Raw genomic sequence first — 17,476 nt, 5'->3', positions numbered from 1 at the left:
CCAGAAAGAGAGTCTGATTATGTATACATTGGTAATCATTGATGATGAAGAAAAAATTGTAGAAGGTATCGCCCATCTGTTTCCCTGGGAGGAAATTGGTTTTCAGGTAGTCCAAAGCTTTACAAATGCGGCTCTTGCTCTGGATTATATCATAAAGAATCCTGTGGATGTGGTGCTCAGCGATATAGAAATGCCGGGAATGAACGGTCTGCAGCTGTGCGAAGCCCTTCAGGCAATAGAGGGAATTCACATTATATTTTTCAGCAGTTACCAGAATTATGAATACTTTCGTTCTGCCATCCGTCTTTCTGTAGACGACTATCTGCTGAAGCCCATCAACTACCCGGAATTGCTCACCTGCTTTGCCAGAGTAAAATCCCAGCTGGATGAAGAGCACAAACAGGTGGAAGAACTCTCCGGCGGCTATTATGAGCAGATTGTGGCCAGAACCATACAGTATCTAAAGGAACATTACCGCCAGGCTTCCCTGGAAGAAGCGGCTGAGCAGGTTAACTTAAGTCCGGCCTATCTCTCCAAAATATTCAAGGAAAAAAGCGGCACCGGCTTTTCCGATACATTGTCCTCCATCCGTATGAACAAGGCCAAAGAAATGCTGGATGATCCCCAATACAAAAGCTATGACATCGCCTACTATCTGGGATATGATAATCCGAAAAACTTTTCCCGGGCTTTCAAGGCTTACTTTGGCATGAGTCCTTCTGAGTACCGCAGCAGAACTACGGAGGAATAGACCTTCATGATGAGAAAATATTTCCTGAAAAGAGTACAGAAATTTTTCCTGTATATGATGCTTCCCACCCTTCTCGTCTTCAGCCTGTCGCTGTTCCTTCTGGTCAGGACAAGCCATGAGAAAATGGTGAATGAAGGCCGGCAGACTGTGGAAGCCATACGGGCCGGTCTGGAACCCGTCATCAATAATGCGCTGAACCAGAACGCCCTGTTCTCTACCACTACCAGAATGTCTCTGGCCATCCGCAATCTGCTGACCGGCAAACAGCTATCTTATTCAGACTCTGTCTTTATCAGCAGTATGCGCTCCATGCTGCACAGCATTATCATTACCCATGATTACATTTCTGCCATTTATCTCTATCTGGATAATGGGACACATTTCTACTCCACAGACGGAGGTATCCTGAGTACTGCCAACAGCAGTGACAGCACCTGGCTGCAATATTATCAGGAAATGCCGGAGAATCAGCAGAATCTGGTAATAGCCCGCAGCTCCAACCGCTATGTTGCGGAAGAGAATACCATAACAATCTATCAGCGTCTGCTGCTCCAGAAAGGCTGTATTGTAGTCAACATCAATATCAATCGCTTCAAAGATATGCTGAGAACCATGAATCCTGATAAAAATGAAACTGTTTACATCCTGAACGGCGAGAAAGAGATTCTGGTATGGCAGAATCAGGACAACAAAAGCCTTGAGCTCCCGGCAGATTTCTTTTCCCGGATGACGGCAGGGCAAAATGAAACTGTCAGGGAAGCGTTTGAAACCTCAGGAAACTTCATCACCTGGGTTAACAGTCGGCGCTGTCTGGTCAATGTGGAACATTATACCGACCAGAACCTGTATGTGGTTTCCATGATTGACGCCACGTCCGGTAATGATCTGATCGGGGAGATGCTCTGGGTTTACGCGTTGATTTTTATCTGTAACTGCATCGTCATTCTGGTCATTTCCTATTGGACCACAAAGCGTATCTTTGACCAGATTCAATATATGATAGATGTATTTGATGATGCGGAGAAGGGAATCTTCCATGCGCAGGAAGATCGCCATCCCCTGAATGACGAGTACAGCCTGGTCATGAACAATGTCATGCATACCTTCCTGAACAGCTCTTATCTGAACATGCAGCTCAAAGAGCGGGAAGCCCTGCTGGAAAGCGCCGAGTTAAAAGCATTACAGTTGCAGATAAATCCTCATTTTCTGTTCAACACCCTGCAGTCAGTAGAGTTACAGGCCCGTAAAATTCTGGGGCGGGAAAATGATATGAGCCGAATCCTTCAGAATGTGTCAGACATTTTAAAGTATTCTCTGCAAAGTGCCAAACGAACCGTGACAGTGGAAACAGAGATTCGATATCTGAAAAAATACGTGGAAATCCAGAGATTTCGCTTTGGGGAAACTTTTATTGTGTATTATGAAGTAGATGAAAAAGCGCTGCAGGGACAGGTTTTTAAGCTGATGCTGCAGCCCCTGGTAGAGAACAGCATCCTTCACGGCGTGCGCAATCTGGAACGAACCGGTTACATTAAAGTGAAAATCCTGCGGCGCGGAGAAGAACTGGTCTGCTCTGTAACTGACAATGGCAGAGGATTCAGCAGAGAACGAATAAATGAGCTTTACGAACGGATTCATGATGAGCAAAGCGAAAGCATCGGACTTACCAATGTAAACCGTCGGCTGAAACTGACATACGGCGAAAGCAGCGAATTAAAAATCCGCTCCAAAGCAGGGATGGGAACGGATATCCTCTTCCGGATTCCCTGGTGTGAATAAAAGGCTCAAAAAGGTGTCATCTTTTATTACTGACAATAAAAGATGACACCTTTTTCTGAAAAGTAAATAAAGAATGAAGAATTATTGAATTTATGCTACCTTTTAACAGTCTCCGAAATCTGCCATAATAAATTTATAAAACAATCATAGGAGGTTAAGTTTATGAAAAAGAAATTATTATCCGGAATCCTTGCCGCAACTATGGTTACAGGATTGCTTGCCGGATGCGGCAACTCTGACAATCCGTCATCTCAGGCATCAGGAAATGCTGACGGAAGTTCTTCCACTTCATCCGAGGCACCTGCAGATAACACATCGTCTGATGCCCCCCCTGCTTCCAGTGATGAGCAGATTACCCTTCGTTTCTCCTGGTGGGGCGGCGATGAGAGACTGGCAGCCACTCTGGAAGTAATTGATCAGTTCCAGGATCTGCATCCCAACATTACCATTGAAGCTGAGTATGGCAGCTCTGACGGTTATCATGACAAGCTGGCAACACAGCTGCAGGGCGGCACGGCGCCTGATATTATCCAGGTAGACCCCGAGACCTTCCCCCAGTATGTAACCGGAGGCGCAGACTATTTCATTGATCTGAACGACCTTAATTTTGATTTCTCCAATTTTGAAGAGTCCTATATCGGACAGCAGGTAAATGGCCGTTATGACGGACATCAGTTCGGTATCCCTACCGGCCTGGCCGGCGGCGCGGTGCTGGTAAATCAGGATCTGGCCGATCAGTTTAATATCGACTTTACCAAACAGTTCAGCTGGGACCAGTTGCTGGAATGGGGCCGTCAGGTACATGAGGCAGATGAAAGCGTATATCTGCTCTGTACAAACCAGTCTTACATCACCAACCTGATCTTCTTCAATATGGCAAAACAGCTCAGCGGGAAAACGCTGATTGATCAGGAAAACGTTGAATTCACTCTGTCAGAGGAGCAGCTGACTCAGATTTACTCCTACATCAAGGCTCTGTATGACAATAATGTCATTCCTCCTGCATCTTATATGGCGCAGTATGAGGGCGACAACCTGCAGTCCGATCCCAACTGGATGAGCGGCAAATATGTATGCACATTGTCTTACATTTCCACCATTGAGGTTATGACTGCTGCCAATACCAATGCCAACTACAGCGTAGGAATGCTGCCTAAGCTGGATGACAGCAAAAATGACGGATACATTGTAAACTGTCCTCAGGTTCTGGGAATAGCCAAGAGCTGTGAGCATCCGGAAGCTGCTGCTATGTTCCTGGATTACTTCTTCAACAATGATACAGCTCTGGAAACCCTTGGCACCACCCGTTCCGTACCCCCTACCGAGAAAGCGCGTACTATCTGTGCTGACAAAGGTATCCTGAATCCTCTGGTTGCCAATGCCGCTGATATTGCTTCCTCTTACAGTGGTCTGGCCAATGACAAATACTCCTCTCTGCAGGAGCCTAAACAGATTCTGAACGACCAGATCGAAGCTGTAGGTTATGCACAGTCTACACCTGAAGACGCTGCAAAGGAAACTCTGAACCTGATGAACAACTACATCAGCAATATTCAGAAATAATTTATCCAAAAGAATCTTAAAGAAGAAGGGCTGTACGAGGCTACAGCCCTTTTCTATAGTAAACGGCTGATAAAATCGTCGTTTTCCATACATAGTCGGCACCACATGCCGGAAAGGAGTCTCATGAAAGCAAAGACAAAAATCCGTACTTCTGCTTACCGCAAAAGGGATTACCAGGCATTCCTGTATCTCCTGCCCTGGATTCTGGGATTTTCTCTTTTACAGCTTTATCCCTTTATAAGCTCCCTTTTTTATTCTTTTACAGATTATCAGATTACAAGCAAACCGGTCTGGGCCGGCTTGAAAAACTATATCAACCTTTTTACCACTGATTCAGAATTTACCAATTCTCTGAAGGTTACCATCACCTATACACTGTATACCGTACCCGGAAAATTGATTATGGCTCTGGCCGTAGCAGTATTTCTGAACCGGAATATCAAGGGAATCAATCTGATCCGCACCCTTTACTATATACCTTCCCTGTTCGGCGGAAGCGTTGCCACCGCTATTCTGTGGAAGCTGCTCTTCCTGGACAATGGCGTCATCAATGCCTTGCTGACCACACTGCATCTGCCCAATATCCAGTTCTGGGGCAATCCCAAAACGGCGCTGCCCACCATCTGCGCTCTGGAAATCTGGCAGTTCGGTTCTTCCATGGTCATGTTCCTGGCAGCATTGAAAAATGTGCCCACAGATTTGTATGAAGCGGCTGCCATTGACGGTGCGAAACCGGTTCAGCAGTTTTTCAGAATTACCATTCCGCAGATTACACCCATTATCTTCTTCAATCTGATCAATCAGACCATAACAGCGCTGCAGAATTTTACGTCCGCTTTCGTTATTACCAACGGCGGCCCCATGAAGTCTACTTATGTGCTGGGCATGAAACTTTACAAAGAAGGCTTCTCTTACTTTAAGATGGGGTATGCCAGTGCCATTTCCTGGGTTATGTTTGTCATCATCATGGTCGTGACACTGATACTGTTCCGCTCTTCGTCAATGTGGGTTCACTATGCGGACGAATGACAGAGAAAGGAGTACATGAATTATGACTTTAAAGAGTAAAAGAAAACATAATATGTTCTTTACCTATCTCATCATTGTCCTGATAGGCATCATATTGTTATACCCAATCGCATGGATGTTTTTCGCTACCTTTAAAACCAACGATGAAATTTTCAACAGCATTAAGCTGCTGCCCAACAGTTTCAGCTTTCAGAATTTCATCGATGGATGGAACGGCAGCGGGCGCGTAACCTATGCCACTTATTTTCTGAACACCTTTTTGCTGGTACTGCCTACCGTAATCTTCACCATTGTATCCAGCTGTCTGGTGGCCTATGGCTTTGCACGTTTCAAGTTCCCGGGAAAAAATATCCTGTTTGCCCTCCTGATCTCCACCCTGATGCTGCCCAATGCAATCATCATTGTGCCTCGTTATACAATGTTCAGCAAACTGGGCTGGATCAACAATTACATGCCCTTTTATGCGCCGGCCATCCTGGCCTGCTATCCGTTCTTTGTCTACATGCTGATACAGTTCCTGCGCGGAATTCCCAGGGATCTGGATGAGTCCGCTTACATCGACGGCTGCGGTACCTTCCGCACTCTGGTATCCATCCTGCTGCCGCTGATGAAACCGGCTCTGTTCTCCGCGGCCCTGTTCCAGTTCCTGTGGACATACAACGATTATTTTAATTCCCTGATTTTCATTAATTCAGGGTCCCGCTACACCATTTCCCTGGCTCTGCGGCTGTCTCTGGACTCCGAGTCCGTGGTAAACTGGGGAAAACTGATGGCAATCTCCTTTATTTCCGTGACACCGCTGTTCATTCTGTTCTTCGCGGCACAGAAATATTTCGTGGAAGGTATTGCCACTTCCGGATTAAAGGGATGAGATTAAAATGCTGAGAAAGAGCCGCAGCGCCATGAATATTTTAGTGAAAAGTATATTGCAAACCTATTCCGCACATGCGATAATAGCGGTAAGCAAAATGCACTGAGAAATCTGAGAAAAGGCTGGGAAAGCACTCATGGCAGTAGCGCAGAAAAAAACTTACACAATAGATGATATCTATGTCTTGCCCGATGGGCAGAGAGCTGAGCTGATTGATGGACAGATGTATATGATGGCGCCACCACTGCGAATCCATCAGGAGCTTGTGAGCCAGTTCACAAAAGTAATAGGACAATACATTGATGCACACGGCGGTCTGTGTAAGGTTTATCCTGCCCCTTTTGCCGTATTCCTGAATGCAGATGACAAGAACTATGTAGAACCGGACATTTCCGTTATATGCGATAAAAACAAGCTGGATGACAGAGGATGCAACGGGGCTCCGGATTGGGTCATCGAAATTGTCTCCCCCAGCACAGAGCGCATGGATTATGGAATCAAACTTTTTAAATACCGTTCTGCGGGTGTGAAAGAATATTGGATCGTAAATCCCCTGAGCCAGACCGTGAATGTCTTTGATTTCAAACACAATGAAAAAACCGGTCAATACAGCTTTCATACTGATATTATTTCATGTATTTACAATGATTTAAGCATCAAAATTGCAGATTTGCTTTCATAAGGAAAATCATTACAGAAGAGCCGCAAACCAGGTTTGCGGCTCTTCTCTGCCCAATTCTTAAAATGGAGCATATGGGATTCGAACCCACGGCCTCAACAATGCGAATGTTGCGCGCTCCCAGCTGCGCTAATGCCCCATCTTCTATCTTATCATGTTCAGGGCAGCTACTGCCGTGAACATGATAATTATATCATAACTGCTGAAAAATGCAATAAAAATTTTCATCTGCATTGCTCCATGTTTATCTATAGTCCTGTATTGACTTGGGGTAATGCACAGAATATAATAATGTTGCCGTTCAAGGCTGATATATAAGAAGAGCTATGGAAAATACAGTGCTCTCAGTATGGGCAGGAAGGGATACAACAATGGCAGAAAAAATAAAATTTGTGGGGGGAAAACTTGAAAAAATTGCCGGGAAAATGTTGCTGTTATTATGTATCTGTATTTTCTGCGGCCTTACCTATTATAGTGCAAAATATACAATGGTAGACAGCATTATGGATATACAGGACAATCCGGGACTAAATTTGCTTATATTGGCGGTTATTACGTCAGCTGCTGTTCTGCTGCACGGAATTTTGCACATTGATCGTCTTCGTTTTGTCAGGCAGCGCCTTATTATGTGGAGACCATATATACTCGGTGTCTTATCGCTTTATGTGTATATCATCAGTTTGATATGGGTTCTCAATAGCCATGTGGCACCCGGTGGAGACGGCAGTCCCCTTTGTAATGTAGCTCATCGAATGATAACAGGCAACTTTGTTGACATGAATACTGCCGGTTATATGACTATTTTCCCGCATCAGTTCAGCCTGCTTTCCGTAATTCATCTCATCTTTAACTTGTTCGGAGTATGGAATTATCAAGTATTTCAGCATCTGAATGCCTTATGTATGCCCCTGCTTTTTTACAGTGGTTACAAATTTTTGCAGATTATATGTGAGAAATCGGAAGTGATAATTTATTATACGCTTTTCTTCCTGGGATGTCTTCCGCTATTTTTATATGTACCTTTTGTGTATGGGGAGGTTATGTCCATTACCTTTACCATGGTATTGATGTGGCAGGTGCTCAGATACTGTAAAACAGGTAAAAAAAGCTGCTTTTTATGGGGGACAGTGGCAATTGTTCTGGCCTGTATTGTGCGTAAGAATTCTTCCATTGTATTGGTCGCAGCAGGGATTGTTCTAATCATCCATTCGATCAGAAAGGCAAGTCTGTGGGGAGTGGCCTGGATTTTGTTGATGGTTTTGACAGTTTCCGGCTCTGACCAGCTGATTCATGCGCATTATGAAAAAATATCCGGCTTTGAGGTGGCCGGCGGTGTTCCCTATATCTCATGGATTCGTATGGGAATGCAGGACTCATGGACAGGGCCTGGCTGGTTTGATAACAGTAGTATAGATATATACAGGGAACATAATTATAATACAGAAGAGACTGCATTGGCTGAAAAAGAACATCTCAGAGAAATTCTGAATACTATGTGGAATGACAAATCCTACAGCATTGACTTTTTCCGCCGGAAAATATTGTCCCAGTGGAATTCGCCGGGATATCTGTACATAGATGAGACAGGACAGTTTGACTGCGAACCGTATGAACTTCCGGAACCTGTAAAACGCATTTACTATGACGATGTGCCGACTGTGCTGGCTTATATGAACCGATATCAATTTATGCTTTATTTTTATGCGGCAGTGTCAGCCATCGTATTATTTGCAGACAGGAAAAAAGAGCATTGCACAGCAGAGCATTTACTGTACATTGCCATAGTCGGCGGCTTTCTGTTCAGCGCATTGTGGGAAGCCAGCAGCCGTTATATCCTGCCATATGCAGTCTATATGGTTCCGCTGGCCTCACTGGGAATGTATCGACTGACAACGATCATAACGACCAAAATAATAAACTGTCGATATTTACGGATTCCTTATAAATCATAATACATCCGAAACTCCGCCGGATTGGGAATCTGCTCCAGCTTTCTCACTTCTTCCCGCTTCCTCGCCACCCACACATCAATCAGGCGCTGCGGGAAGACACCGCCCTTCGTCAGGTAATCATGATCAGCTTCCAGCGCATCCAATGCTTCGCCCAGAGACTTCGGCAGTCCTTTTATCTTCTTCTGTTCCTCTTCTGAAAGTGTATACAGATTAAAATCGTACGGTCCCCAGCCGTGCTCCGCCGGGTCGATCTGCTTCTCAATCCCGTCCAGTCCGGCCATTAATATGGCCGCATAAGCATAGTAAGGGTTGGCTGTGGCATCAGGATTGCGCAGTTCGAAACGCTTCGTTTCCGGAGATTTGGCATAGGCCGGAATCCGGATTACCGCGCTGCGGTTGGAAGTGGCATATCCGATGGTCACAGGCGCCTCGTATCCCGGCACCAGCCTCTTGAAAGAATTGGTGGAAGGATTGGTGAAAGCACACAGGGAAGCAATATGCTTCAGCAGGCCCCCAATAAAATAATGTGCGGTACGACTTAGCCCGGAATAGCCTTTCTCGTCATAGAACAAAGGCTGTCCATCCTTGAGAAGCAGCATATGTACATGCATTCCGCTGCCCGCTTCCTGATAAATGGGTTTGGGCAGAAAAGTGGCTGTCTTACCCTCCCGTGCCGCCAGATTCTTAATGATGTATTTGATAATCATGGTATTGTCCGCCATGGCAGGCATGTCGGCAAGCTCCACCTCAATCTCCATCTGGCCCGGTCCTCCCACCTCGTGGTGGTGGTATTTCACCCGAATTCCCCAGTCTTCCATCATCATGCACATCCGGCTGCGCAGGTCATATCCCACATCCTGGGGCGCCGCCACATGATACCCGCCTTTGTGAGGCACTTCATAGCCGTTATTGCCCGGCGTATCCAGGCTGTGATTCCAGTCCGCCTGCCTGGTATTAATGCGGTAGCCGCACTGTCTGGACGTCACTTCGAAGCGGGCACTGTCGAAAAGATAGAATTCGAATTCCGGTCCGATCACCATTCTGTCCGCAATTCCGCTTTCCTTCATATATTCCACAGCACGCAGACTGACATTCTTCGGATACTGGTCAAAAGGCCTGTTCTCCCCTTTTCCGATAGTACATACGTTACCGCACATAGTCAGAGTAGGCACCTCTGCAAAAGGGTCCACATAGGCGGTATCCGGGTCTGGCAGAAATACCATATCACTCTTCTCAATGGGTGCATAGCCATAATTGGAACCGTCAAAACCGATACCATAGGTAAAAGTATCCACGCCAAACCGTTCCACAGGAATCGTGATGTGTCTCCAGCGTCCGTCTATATCCGTCATCTTGAAGTCTATCATACGGACCTGCTTCTCCTGGCATAATTTTGTAATTTTTTCGACTTTGTCCATTAAAGTTACCATACCTTTCCGCATTCTGCACATTTTACGCTTTCAGCCTGCAAGTTATAATTTCGCAGCAGCCGGGCCTTCAGCCGGGCTACTCCCTTTTTTATCATATGTCATTGATGTAAGCTCTGTCAAGAAGGTGCAGTAAAATACTTTATTCTACATTATTGCGTTTATTCAATCCCATCTGCCGCCGTCAAAGTTTTTCTCAATATCAAAGTCAGACGCAGAATTTTTCCTGTTTCATCCCTCCCGGCGGTTTCTCCTGTCCCTTTTGGCGCTCTGCCCCCGACGTTTTCTTCCGTTCTGCCCGGCTCTTTGTCTCCATGTCTTACCATAACTTCCGCCTTCAATTCTCCTCCCATTCTCTCCGCCAGTGTTCTGGCAATGGTCAGTCCCAGCCCGGACCCAGCCTGTCCTCTGGAGCGATCTGTCTGGTAAAACCGTTTAAAAAGGTCAGACACCTGTTCCGCCTTCAGATTCTCCGTATCATTGACAAAGAAAATACGGACCTGTCCGGCCTCTTCCTCCCTGTAAATGTGCAGAAAACTGTGGGCATATCGTCCTGCGTTCTGAAAAAGGTTGGTAAAAATCCGCTCCAGCGCTTCCGCATTTCCCCACACTGTCACGGCATGTTCCGGCAGTTCACAGCTTACCTGCAGACAGGCTTTCTCCAGTATCAGAGAATTATCTGCAAGGCTTTCTCTCAGGATTCTGCCCGCATCTGCCTCCTGCATTTCATAGCCTTCCTCCACAGCAGTCAGCCGGGAATATTCATAAAACTGCGAAACCAGCCTTTCCATTTTCCGGGCATTTCTCTCAATTGTTTCCAGGGATTCCTCCATCCGGGCAGAGCACTCCCCATGCTCACAGTCCTCCTGAAATCTGCGGTTCCATTTCAGATAGCCCAGAATTACGGTTAACGGCGTCCTCAGGTCATGGCTGATATTCTCAATCTGCTTCTGAAATTCCCTTTCCCGCTTCCCATATTCCACACGTTCCCGCCGCCCCTCTTCCAGAGTGCCGTTTATGGATTCCGCCAGTTTTTCCAGTTCCCGGTCCGGCACAGGCAGATGGAGGATTTTGTTTGCGTCAATATCACACCGGATACCCGCCAATTCTCTGTTCAGTTCCCGCAATGCATGCTTCAACAGCAGATAGCGGACGGAAAAATACAGGCCTGCTGCTACAGCCAAAATCAGAATAAGCATCTCTAAATATCCCTTTTTCTCAGCGACAATACACCTGCAATACTAAAGATAAGAATTCCCAGTACGCCGGAAATCACACATTTCGCCATTCCTTCCGGCGTACTCCATATGGTAATACATTCACTCATGGTAACCTGCATTTCCACAGAGAAAAAGTTAGCCGGCAGCCATCTGGCTATATTCAGCAAAATGGCCGATTGATCTGACAGGTACATTCCCGCTAACAGCAGAGCTTTTGGGATAAATACCAGCAGCCCCAACCATATCAGGATGCTTACCAGCACTTTGTCGTATACTTCCAGAAGTACTATTGCAAGAATCAGTGCTGCCGCGGCAACCAGGGAAACCGCCGGGATTTCCAGCAGCAAATCTTTTATTTCCACAGGTCCCTCCTTTGGCAGAAGCAGTACCGCACTGGCAATATAGACAGGCATGACAATCAACAGTATCCCCAGAGACGTAAGCAGACTGACAATACATTTCCCTGCGAAAATCTCAATTCGGGATATCCCACAGGCAATGCTGTTACCCCTGGTGCCGTTTCTGTTATCCGCCTCATACAGCATTACCGCCACGTCTCCTGCCCCATAGCAATATATCATCGGACCGGCTACCAGCATGGAATAGGAAAAAGAGGTAATTCCATAACGGAAATGATCCATACTGCTGAACAGACGTAAAATCAGATTCATCAGAAAGACCAGTACAGTCAGAACAATTGCGGTCTCGTGAATTTCTTTGCTGTGGAAGGCTCTGTAGAGCTCACTTTTTATATAATTTAACATGATTCCTCCTTCCTGCATGTCTTACACATGCCTGACACCCTTTTTCAGATTGATATAATAATCCTCCAGAGAAGCCCGCTTTCTCTCCAGTCCCCGCAGATATAGTCCATTCTCCGCGGCCAGCCTGCTGTAGCTTTCCGGTTCTCTCCGCGGATGAGCAATCTGTATGGTCTGCTCCGGCAGGACTCTGAAGCCTTCTTCCGGAAAGTACTTTTCCAGTAGAGCCGCGAACGTTTCCGTGTCAGATACTTTGATATCCAGATAATCCATACACTTTTCCGCCAGATCTTCGGCTGTGATTTCTTCCAGCAGCCTGCCCCTGCTCAGGAATCCGAAGGTGTCTGCCGTCTGTTGCAATTCCGACAGAATGTGGCTGGAGAGCAGTATGGTGATCCCCTTTTCCGCATTCAAACGATGTAGCAGCCTGCGGAATTCTATAATGCCGCTGGGGTCCAGTCCGTTGATGGGCTCGTCCAGAACCAGCAGTCCGGGTTCCCCGATCATGGCAATCGCCAGACCCAGACGCTGCTTCTGTCCCATGGACAGTTTCCTGCATTTGCATTTCCGTTTTTCCCAGATTCCGGTAAGCTTCAGCATTTCCTCTGTCTTCCCTTTTCCGGGGACACCTTTCTGGATACGATAGTACTCCAGCACCTTTTCCGCGGACATCCCCGGAAATAATCCTGGCTGTTCAATCATAAATCCCATCTGCCTGCGGCTGCGCCGGAGTTCTTTCTCCTCATACTGATCAAACAGCCGTATTTCTCCTTCCGTACAGAATACATGGCCTGCCAGCAATTTTAAAAACGTGGATTTCCCGGCGCCATTGTCGCCTATGAGACCATAGATACTTCCCTCCCTCACCCGCAGGCTTACTTTGTCCAGCGCCAGAACGGAACCATAAGATTTTGAGACCTGGCTGGTCTCTATCACATAATGACTCATTCCTCGAACCTCCTGTTCCTGAACGGACAGCAGCTTTGTTGTCAACAGGGCCGCGGCTCCTGTTCCAGCGCAAATTCTGCCGGCCGTTTCAGCTTTCTGCAACATCTGCCGGCCAGGTGTTTTCTCATTTCCAGGCATGCCCCTTAATCTTTTCACACTTCAGCCGACAGATGTATCATAATACCTGCGGTATGAATAAGTCATAAATAACCTTTAAAGAAGTTGTAAAGAATTTTGTATCTCCGGAAAAATCTGTGCCTTTTCAGCCTTATCCCAGTTTAAAGCCGATGCCATATACTGTCCGAATATATTCTTCTCCACAGCCGGCATCCCGAATCTTCTTCCGCAGATTACTCACATGGACATTGACCGTATTATTTTCCCCATAATAGCCGCCCTGCCACACCAGTTCATAAAGGTTTTCTCTGGAATATACCTTCCCGGGGTTCTGCAGCAGCAGAAAAAGAAGTTCATATTCATGTGCTGTCAATGCCAGCTCATTATCATTTACAGTCACCTTCCTGGACTCAGGATAAAGCTTCACTTCCTTATAACGCAACGCCTTCTGTCCCCCGGTCGTCGTCCCGCCGCGCCTGAGTGCCGCCTGGATCCTGGCGATCACTTCATCCGGCTCAAAAGGTTTCTCAATATAATCATCCGCCCCTGTTTTCAGAAGGTTCACTTTATTTCTCCGGTCTCCCTTTGCAGAAAGAATCAGTACCGGAATATCGCAATTTAACTCTGTCCGGATCTTTTGCAGCAGTTCTTCTCCTGACAATCCCGGCAACATCAGATCCAGCAGAATCAGATCCGGCTGCTGTGCTTCCAACAGAAGCAGCGCCTCCGTCCCGGAATAAGCCTGTACCGGCAGATATCCCTCTTCGCTCAGCAAATCTGCCAGCAGTTTGTTGATACTCGTCTCATCTTCCACAATCAATAATTTGTTATTCATTTCGGCCTCATTTCCACGCTGCAAAATATAATGTTCATAACTCTGCATATCCTGAAACTATTAATCATTTATCACACAGTCATTATAGCAAAGCAGAATTGAAAAGTCACTGTTTGACATCCGGAATTTATCATACCACATTTGCTTATAAAGCAATCCGGTTAAATCATGCCCTGCAGTCTTTTCATAATTATCGGCTTTACGGGAAGGACTTGCACACCCAAATTTTATTTGCTAAAATAAACATGTTCCCTTAAATTCAGATTTGCCGCATAAGAAATGATGCGAAAAGGAAAACTATTGAAAAAGTCGGAAAAAAAAGACAAAAACAACATATTATTAGGTTATTTGCGGACATATCTGATCGTCCTCTTTATACCGCTGATGATATGTTCTCTCTATTCTATCAGAGTCCTCAAAATTATCGAAGAGGATGATGTGTCAAAAATTACAGAAGAATACGAACATTCTGCAGAATCTGTGGATACCTTTTTAGACGAGGTGGAGCGAATTGGCCGGCTGATTGCTGATAATGCTAAAGTTAGACAGTTTGCAGGCAGGACAGACTGCTTCTCTTATCCCAATTTATATAAAATCATAGAATTACAGAACACTTTATCTGATATATCATTTTCAGATAGTCAGATATTCAATTATTTCATTTTCTTTGAGAAGGGAGAAGCCGTTATCAATTCCAAAGCGGCCTACACTTATAAAGACTTTTACGATATATACCTGCACGAAGAACAATACAAAACATATGATGACTGGTATTCACAGGAGCAGCACAGAACCCGCAAATACGGTCTTGCCACTCTGCAGAATTATAAGCTTTGTACAGAAAACAGTATATTACCCATGCTCACATATGAAATCCCGGTGACATCCTATTCTCTTTCTGATAAATGTATTATTAAAATATATATCAGGAAAGAAGCTATTGAATCTCTTATGCCGGCCATTTCGTATACTGGTGTGCAGTTTATTACAGATCGTCAGGGAAATGTAACTTATTTTGAAAATTATAATTTATTTGATTCAGACATTTCCATGACTGCCATTGAAAATACAGCCGATGCAGGCAGTCTCTCAAATTATATTTCCGAGATCATAAATCTTACAAAAAACAAGAGCGTATCCGCAGAAGGTGTCTCCTGCAAAATGGTCAGGTATCAGGGAGAGCAATACTTACTTGTACAATGTCATTCCTCCCGTTCCGGCCTGACTTACTATGCATTGCAGTCATCCCTGGCAGTAAAAGTCCGTGGTTATACCACAGTTCTATATATGTTGCTTATAATCTCCATTGCCGCCATGGTAGGTATCCTGCTCAGCATCAAAATGTCAACCAAAATTGCCAAACCGATTAATGAACTCATAAATGACATAAACGATGTTATGGAGAGCGGGCCCGAATTAGATCACAAAACCATATTTTCCCATATGCAGAAGTCTTATAAAAGGTTGAAAGACATTAATACAGAATTGCAGGATGTCATAGAATCTCAGCAACCGTATCTAGAGAATTTCTTTCTGAATCAATTGTTATACGGAAAGGCAGAACTGGAAGAAGATATCGGAAAAAATGCAGAATATATACACTTTGATTATCATGATAAAGTATTCTGGGTTGTCATTTTCAAATTAGACGCAGCTACAGAAACAATATTTGAGCCGGAGGCAGATGTCCAGAGTCTATATATCCTCTCGATAACAGAGGCTGCCAGAAAAGTATTACCGGATATCTGGATGGTGAATAATGGGCACGATAAAGCCGTTGCAATTCTCGCTTTACCCCGGAACAGACAGGAAAATTACAGATGTTATACGGAGGAAATTGTACAAAAGGTAAAAAATGAGTTGCTTCCCCATGTAGCAAAGCTGTTGTCTGTATATGGTGGTACCCTGGTGTCAGATCTGTCAGACATCAGCACTTCCTACGAAAATGCCGCCATTATGCACATATATATAGGCCAGACATTTGATGCCAACATTTTATGGTATACAAATCAGAAGGCAGAAACTCTTTCCTATCCATCTGCGGAAAAAAGCCGGATTCTGTTCCGTCAGGTATTGCGGGGTGAAGCAGAGTCAGTATATGTCAGTTTCAAGGAGATAATCCAGCAATATTTTATCAATGGTAATTTCAGCACCTATATGCAGAATCTGCTGTTGGACGACCTGCAGATCAATCTGGTAAAAATCATAGAATTGCTGGAAATGGAGGAAGAACAATACAAGGAATATTATCTTATGCTGGAGCAGAATCACAATGGGAATCTGTTGGATCGAATCCGAATTACACAAAGTATATATCTACAGACCAGTCAATATGTATATGAACAAAAAACAAAAAAAACCTTCGACCTGGCGGCAATCACTGCTTACATAAATCTGAATTTCGGAGACAGCAGTCTGTCCTTGACCAGCGCAGCAGAAGCACTCCGGATGAACGAAGGCTATCTGTCCGGCAGATTCAAGCAGGAAACGGGGATCAATTTCTCCGCGTATGTGGAAAAGGTCCGGATGAATAAAGCCAAGGAACTGTTGAAAGCAGGTAATTTAACCATAAAAGAAATAGCAGCATGTACCGGGTATACTTCAGAGAACTCCTTCTGTCGTGCGTTTAAGCGTGTCACAGGGGTAAGTACCTCCGGGTGGAAGAACATTGACTCCAGGGAATAAACCCGCATAAATAAAGGGAAACACAGGATTGAATATTCATTTCAGGGCAAGTGAATATTCAATTTTTTTATGCCTTTTTTCGCGGGGAAAGTGTATATGCCAATATGAGAAGTGTATATATACAGAGCCTGGAAACTGTGCTTCAATAAAATCCAACAGGAAAGGAGACAGACTGATGACAATGAAAAGTATAAAAAAGCATCGTCCGGCAGACCGGAACAGCCTGCTGAAATATTTCAAAAACCATTGGGAACTATATATAATGATACTCCCTCCGGTAATACTGTTGCTTGTTTTTGCATACGGCCCCATGTATGGAGTCATTATTGCCTTTAAAAATTACAAAGCGACTTTGGGAATCTTGGGAAGTCCCTGGGCAGAACAATACGGATTCTATCATTTTATCAAATTCTTTAAGAACTACAACTTCATTGAATGTCTGAGAAACACACTTGTGCTCTCTGTATATTCTCTGCTGGTTACGGTTCCCTGTTCCGTTGTCCTGGCTCTTTGTCTGAATTATACCAAATACACAAAATTCCGCAAAACAGTCCAGATGATCACTTATTGTCCATACTTTATCTCTACGGTTGTCTTTGTGGGAATCATAAGGCTGATTCTGGATACAAGAATCGGTGTGTTGGGTAGTATTGTTTACAATACCTTTGATCTCAATATTATGGGCAGTGCCTCTGCGTTTCCCTCACTCTACGTATGGAGCGGGGTGTGGCAGGGAACCGGTTACGGCGCCATCATCTATCTGGCCACTCTGGCCGGTGTAGACATGCAGCTGCACGAGGCGGCTATTATTGACGGCGCAACTCTGCTCCAGAGAATCCGGCATATTGATCTCCCTGAA

The 17,476-nt window shown here is 45.1% G+C and carries 14 protein-coding genes and 1 tRNA gene; 9 read left to right on the top strand and 6 right to left on the bottom strand.

All coding sequences use genetic code 11. The annotated features are described in order from the left end of the window. Positions 1-19 precede the first annotated feature (19 nt). From NSB25_RS19425 to NSB25_RS19400, 6 genes are all read left to right on the top strand, one after another. Positions 20-751 (top strand): response regulator transcription factor, encoded by a 732-nt coding sequence (locus NSB25_RS19425; RefSeq protein ID WP_103241145.1) that lies wholly within the window; start codon positions 20-22, stop codon positions 749-751. Positions 752-757: 6 nt separating this feature from the next. Next, positions 758-2,530, top strand: coding sequence for a sensor histidine kinase (locus NSB25_RS19420; protein WP_103241146.1), 1,773 nt, complete (start codon positions 758-760; stop codon positions 2,528-2,530). A 162-nt stretch (positions 2,531-2,692) separates the two neighbouring features. Then, positions 2,693-4,093, top strand: coding sequence for an ABC transporter substrate-binding protein (locus NSB25_RS19415; RefSeq protein ID WP_103241147.1), 1,401 nt, complete (start codon positions 2,693-2,695; stop codon positions 4,091-4,093). Positions 4,094-4,216: 123 nt separating this feature from the next. Then, on the top strand, positions 4,217-5,122 hold the full coding sequence (locus tag NSB25_RS19410; protein WP_103241148.1) for a carbohydrate ABC transporter permease: 906 nt from the start codon (positions 4,217-4,219) through the stop codon (positions 5,120-5,122). Between the two features lie 22 nt (positions 5,123-5,144). Beyond that, a complete protein-coding gene (locus NSB25_RS19405; protein WP_103241149.1) occupies positions 5,145-5,993 on the top strand; it encodes a carbohydrate ABC transporter permease in 849 nt (282 codons plus the stop codon). Positions 5,994-6,129: 136 nt separating this feature from the next. Next, positions 6,130-6,675: a Uma2 family endonuclease gene (locus tag NSB25_RS19400; protein WP_103241150.1), complete on the top strand. Its 546-nt coding sequence runs from the start codon at positions 6,130-6,132 to the stop codon at positions 6,673-6,675. A gap of 63 nt (positions 6,676-6,738) precedes the next feature. On the opposite strand, the gene NSB25_RS19395 is transcribed toward NSB25_RS19400, so the two are convergent. Further along, a tRNA-Ala gene (locus tag NSB25_RS19395) sits at positions 6,739-6,811 on the bottom strand. Positions 6,812-7,043: 232 nt separating this feature from the next. On the opposite strand from NSB25_RS19395, the gene NSB25_RS19390 reads away from it, so the two are divergent. After that, complete coding sequence (locus NSB25_RS19390; RefSeq protein WP_103241151.1) at positions 7,044-8,624, top strand: hypothetical protein; 1,581 nt, start codon at positions 7,044-7,046, stop codon at positions 8,622-8,624. Here the strand turns inward: NSB25_RS19390 and glnA are convergent. The 5 genes from glnA to NSB25_RS19365 all read right to left on the bottom strand — a co-directional run bounded on the left by glnA (position 8,612) and on the right by NSB25_RS19365 (position 13,932). Then, positions 8,612-9,991 (bottom strand): type I glutamate--ammonia ligase, encoded by a 1,380-nt coding sequence (gene glnA / locus NSB25_RS19385; protein ID WP_330406172.1) that lies wholly within the window; start codon positions 9,989-9,991, stop codon positions 8,612-8,614. The two genes, NSB25_RS19390 and glnA, sit on opposite strands and share 13 nt — an antisense overlap. Before the next feature lie 221 nt (positions 9,992-10,212). Beyond that, the gene (locus NSB25_RS19380; RefSeq protein ID WP_103241152.1) at positions 10,213-11,250 is read right to left on the bottom strand and encodes a sensor histidine kinase; all 1,038 of its coding nucleotides are present in this window, start codon (positions 11,248-11,250) and stop codon (positions 10,213-10,215) included. 2 nt (positions 11,251-11,252) lie between these two features. Next, entirely contained in the window at positions 11,253-12,035 is a 783-nt protein-coding gene (locus NSB25_RS19375) for an ABC transporter permease (protein WP_146040122.1), read from the bottom strand. Between the two features lie 21 nt (positions 12,036-12,056). Beyond that, positions 12,057-12,980 (bottom strand): ABC transporter ATP-binding protein, encoded by a 924-nt coding sequence (locus NSB25_RS19370; RefSeq protein WP_103241198.1) that lies wholly within the window; start codon positions 12,978-12,980, stop codon positions 12,057-12,059. Between the two features lie 268 nt (positions 12,981-13,248). After that, positions 13,249-13,932 carry a response regulator transcription factor gene (locus tag NSB25_RS19365; RefSeq protein ID WP_103241199.1) on the bottom strand — a complete coding sequence of 228 codons (684 nt, stop codon included), beginning with the start codon at positions 13,930-13,932 and terminating at the stop codon, positions 13,249-13,251. A gap of 438 nt (positions 13,933-14,370) precedes the next feature. Here NSB25_RS19365 and NSB25_RS19360 point away from each other — a divergent pair, with 438 nt between their 5' ends. Together NSB25_RS19360 and NSB25_RS19355 are read left to right on the top strand one after the other, a co-directional pair. Further along, a complete protein-coding gene (locus tag NSB25_RS19360; protein WP_172455200.1) occupies positions 14,371-16,617 on the top strand; it encodes a helix-turn-helix transcriptional regulator in 2,247 nt (748 codons plus the stop codon). Between the two features lie 175 nt (positions 16,618-16,792). Continuing rightward, on the top strand, positions 16,793-17,476 hold a 684-nt coding region (locus tag NSB25_RS19355; RefSeq protein ID WP_257479299.1), incomplete at its 3' end, for a sugar ABC transporter permease.

The sequence above is a fragment of the Acetatifactor muris genome (assembly GCF_024623325.1).
In the GTDB taxonomy this organism is placed as follows: Bacteria; Bacillota; Clostridia; order Lachnospirales; family Lachnospiraceae; genus Acetatifactor; species Acetatifactor muris.
Note: the sequence above shows the minus strand (reverse complement) of the source record. Positions and strands in the feature narration are given on the sequence as shown.